Source organism: Segeticoccus rhizosphaerae, assembly GCF_005222685.1.
GTDB lineage: Bacteria > Actinomycetota > Actinomycetes > Actinomycetales > Dermatophilaceae > Segeticoccus > Segeticoccus rhizosphaerae.
Map to the genome: position 1 here is coordinate 1 of NZ_SWMA01000076.1, position 3531 is coordinate 3531.

Below are 3531 nucleotides of genomic sequence, written 5' to 3' on the forward strand. Positions count from 1 at the left end.
CGGCAGACTAGAACTCAACAAACCGGTGGCCTCGTTTCCGAGCGTCGCATCGGCCTCATTTTCGAGCGTTGCCGACACACCTCGCGACACTGACGACATTGACAGCTGACGGCCGGCCCCACACCGTGCCAGTCGCGCCGGTGCTTGACCCGGAAAACGGGACAGTTCGGATTCTCGCCTCTCGCCGATCGCGGAAGGTACGCAACGTCATCGCCTCAACCGATGTCGCTTGGGCGTCGGTTTGTCAGGTCGATGGTCGCCGTTGGTGCACGGTGGAAGGGACGACTCGGGTGCTGACGGATCACGAGTCCGTCCGCGACGCGGAAGAAGTCTATGCGCAACGGTTTCGTGTCCCTCGACCGAATCTGGACCGCGTAGTGCTGTTCATTACCGTCCAACACGCCATGGGGAGTTTGTCATGAGGGAAGGGCAGCTCCCGAGCGGCGCGTCTGGAAGACTGCACGAGCCGGAGAGAGGCGAAGCAGCGAACCGATTCCCTGGGAGGCGTGCCGCCGAGATGGCAACCACCTACCGCGGCGGGCTCCGCGACGAGTTGGACCGCTTCGTCGGAGAGGGACTGCGCCGAGCGGTTGGCCAAAGCGCTGACGCTCAGGAGCTGTGGCGCCAACTGGGTCACGCGGGACGTGGTGGCAAGAAGCTGCGGCCCGCACTACTTTTCGCGTCGTACGACTGCTTCGGCGGAAAGGATATGGAGCTCGTATGCGAGGTGGGGGCGGCTTTGGAGTTGTTGCACACCGCCTTCGTGATCCATGACGACGTCATCGACCGGGACGTGGTGCGACGCGGATCCAGCAATGTCTCAGGCTTCTTCACCGAGCGAGCCCGCGCTCGCGGCGCCAGTGAGGATGGTGCGGTCACACTCGGGGTGGCCGCCGGCGTCCTGGCTGGGGATCTCGCGCTCGCGAGCGCCATACAACAGATCGCGATGTGTGAGGCCAGCCAGGAGACGACCCGCCAGTTGCTGGCCCTTCTGGACGATGCCGTCCGGGTCAGCGCGGCGGGTGAGCTCGACGACGTCGTCACAAGCCTCTGCCGTTCCACGGTCACCATGGAGCAAGTCCTCGCGATCGCTGAGCAGAAGACCGCTTGGTACTCGTTTCGACTGCCGCTGCTAGCAGGGGCGGTACTTGCCGGAGCCCCGCAGGGAACCGTGGATCAGCTGGCGGTGGTGGGTCGGCTGGCGGGCATCGGATTCCAGCTGGTCGACGACCTGCGGCGTCTTCGGCGATGAGGCCGAGACCGGTAAGAGCGTGCTCAGTGACCTGCGCGAGGGAAAGATGACCGCGTTGATCGCGCACGCTCGAACCACCAGCGCCTGGGACAGGATTTCTCCGCACCTCGGGGACCCCGCCCTCACCGCCGCCGCCGCCGCGACCGTCCGTGATCTGCTGGAGGCCTGCGGTTCACGACGGTATGTCGAAGACTTGGCCGAGGACTATCTCAAACAAGCCGTGGACACCGCGGAACATGTGGGTCTCGAACCGTCCCTTCTGACCGAGATCGGCCGACTCACACAGCGCATGATGCGAAGTGACGCAGCGTGAGGTCGCGATCGATAGTCCGGGACGCGAGAGCTACAGCGACGAACGACCCCTACCACCAAGGCGTCTACGACTCGGTGGCGCAGGATGCTGCTGCACGCATGATCAGCGTCTACTCGTCATCTTTCGGAATGGCCTCGCGACTCCTGCGGCGACCGGTGCGCGACCATGTGCGCAACATCTACGCACTGGTGCGCCTCGCCGACGAGGTCGTGGACGGAAAAACCGGCGTGCGCTTTCCCCAGCACGCTGGTGTTCTGCTGGACCGACTGCAGGCGGACACCGAGGACGCCTTGGCCCACGGCTACAGCGCCAACCTCATCGTGCACGCGTTCGCCTCGACCGCTCGTGAATGCGGCATCGAGCCGAGGCTGATCTCCCCCTTCTTCGGGTCGATGCGCACCGACCTGTCGGTGCGCAAGCACGATGCCGACAGCTTCAGGACTTACGTGTACGGATCGGCAGAAGTGGTCGGCCTGATGTGCTTGCGCGTATTCCTGGCGGCGCCCGGGCAGGACGGCGCGTCGGTCAAGCCCACGGCAGTCTCGCATGTGAATGCTGTGGCCGCCTACGAGGAACTGGCGATCGGAGCACGCCGACTGGGCGCGGCCTTCCAGAAGGTGAACTTCCTGCGTGACCTGCGAGAGGACTACCTACTACGTGGACGCTGCTATTTCCCGGGCATCGATCCGCAACATCTCACCGAAATGGACAAACACCGCCTGCTTGACGAGATCGACGCTGATCTGGACCACGCTGCAGGCGCCGTCCTCCAGCTGCCCGACAGTAGCCGTTGGGCTGTCTCAGCTGCACACGCCGTGTTCATGGAACTGTCCAGTCGGCTCCGCAACACGCCAGCTGAGCAACTTCTGCAGCGACGGGAACGGGTCCTCGGCCCTACGAAACTGAGATTGGGTCTCATGGCCGGTGTCCGGCAGAGATCACGATGACCGGCCCCCGCAAGGTGGTCGTCATCGGTGGCGGAGTCGCAGGGCTGGCCTCGGCCACACTGTTGGCCCGCGAGGGCTTCGACGTGGAACTGCACGAGAAGAACGCAAGTCTCGGCGGCCGGGTCGGTCAGTGGGCGCACGCTGGATTCCGCTTCGACACCGGACCTTCCTGGTACCTCATGCCCGAGGTCTTCGAGCACTTCTTCCAGCTCCTGGGCTCCACTACAGGAGAGCAACTGGAACTCATTCGGTTGGATCCGGCCTACCGGGTGTTCTTCGAGGACGACCCGCAGCCGCTGGACGTGCACTCCGGACAAGAGGCGGTCTCGGCAGCGTTCGATCGGGTCGAACCGGGGGCAGGCGAGCGGCTCAGCGCCTACCTCGAGTCTGCTCGCACGACGTACGACTTGGCCATCCGGCGCTTTCTCTACACCACGTACGAATCGCTGCTGCCGTTGCTTCGCGTTGATGTGGTCCGTCGCCTGGGACGGTTGACTCGGTTGCTCGTTCAACCGCTAGACCGCTTCATCGCAGGCTACGTCCAAGACCAGCGCCTGGCCCAGGTGCTCGGCTATCCCGCGGTATTTCTCGGGACGTCGCCGTCCCGTGCACCCAGCATCTACCACCTCATGAGTCACCTTGACCTCGTCGACGGTGTGTTCTACCCCCGCGGTGGCTTCACGAAATTGGTGGAGTCGTTGACCGCACTGGCGGAGACAGAGGGAGTCCGGGTCCACACCTCGTCTCGTGCCACGAAGATCCTCACCAGGTCCCGACCGCGCCGGTGGGTGAGCGGAGACCGCCGCGCGGCGGAGGTGACCGGGGTGCGTTTTCGCACTGCACAAGGCCTTGGCCTCAAGGGGTGACTGCAACACCTGGCGTTGAGAGGTGTGCAGATGAGTGCTCGTCGGGGTAGTCCGCGGTTGCCGGTTGAGGTGGAGTATCGGTTCTGGGCTCAGGTCCGCGATTGCCTGACGGTTGAGCAGGCCGCGGTGGTGGTGGGCGTGTCGGCGACCAAG

5 protein-coding genes are annotated in these 3531 nt (G+C 64.5%); all 5 read left to right on the plus strand.

The genetic code is table 11. The features are described 5' to 3' along the window. The first annotated feature begins 68 nt into the window (after positions 1-68). The 5 genes from FCN22_RS21265 to crtI all read left to right on the plus strand — a co-directional run bounded on the left by FCN22_RS21265 (position 69) and on the right by crtI (position 3378). The gene (locus tag FCN22_RS21265) at positions 69-422 is read left to right on the plus strand and encodes a pyridoxamine 5'-phosphate oxidase family protein (RefSeq protein ID WP_137123562.1); all 354 of its coding nucleotides are present in this window, start codon (positions 69-71) and stop codon (positions 420-422) included. A gap of 131 nt (positions 423-553) precedes the next feature. Then, entirely contained in the window at positions 554-1252 is a 699-nt protein-coding gene (locus FCN22_RS21270; RefSeq protein ID WP_274381663.1) for a polyprenyl synthetase family protein, read from the plus strand. Positions 1253-1271: 19 nt separating this feature from the next. Then, positions 1272-1565 (plus strand): polyprenyl synthetase family protein, encoded by a 294-nt coding sequence (locus tag FCN22_RS22630; protein WP_162308299.1) that lies wholly within the window; start codon positions 1272-1274, stop codon positions 1563-1565. A 98-nt stretch (positions 1566-1663) separates the two neighbouring features. After that, a complete protein-coding gene (locus FCN22_RS21280) occupies positions 1664-2512 on the plus strand; it encodes a phytoene/squalene synthase family protein (RefSeq protein WP_137123565.1) in 849 nt (282 codons plus the stop codon). Then, a complete protein-coding gene (gene crtI / locus FCN22_RS21285; RefSeq protein ID WP_137123566.1) occupies positions 2509-3378 on the plus strand; it encodes a phytoene desaturase family protein in 870 nt (289 codons plus the stop codon). Before FCN22_RS21280 ends, crtI begins: the two co-directional genes overlap by 4 nt. Positions 3379-3531: the final 153 nt, after the last annotated feature.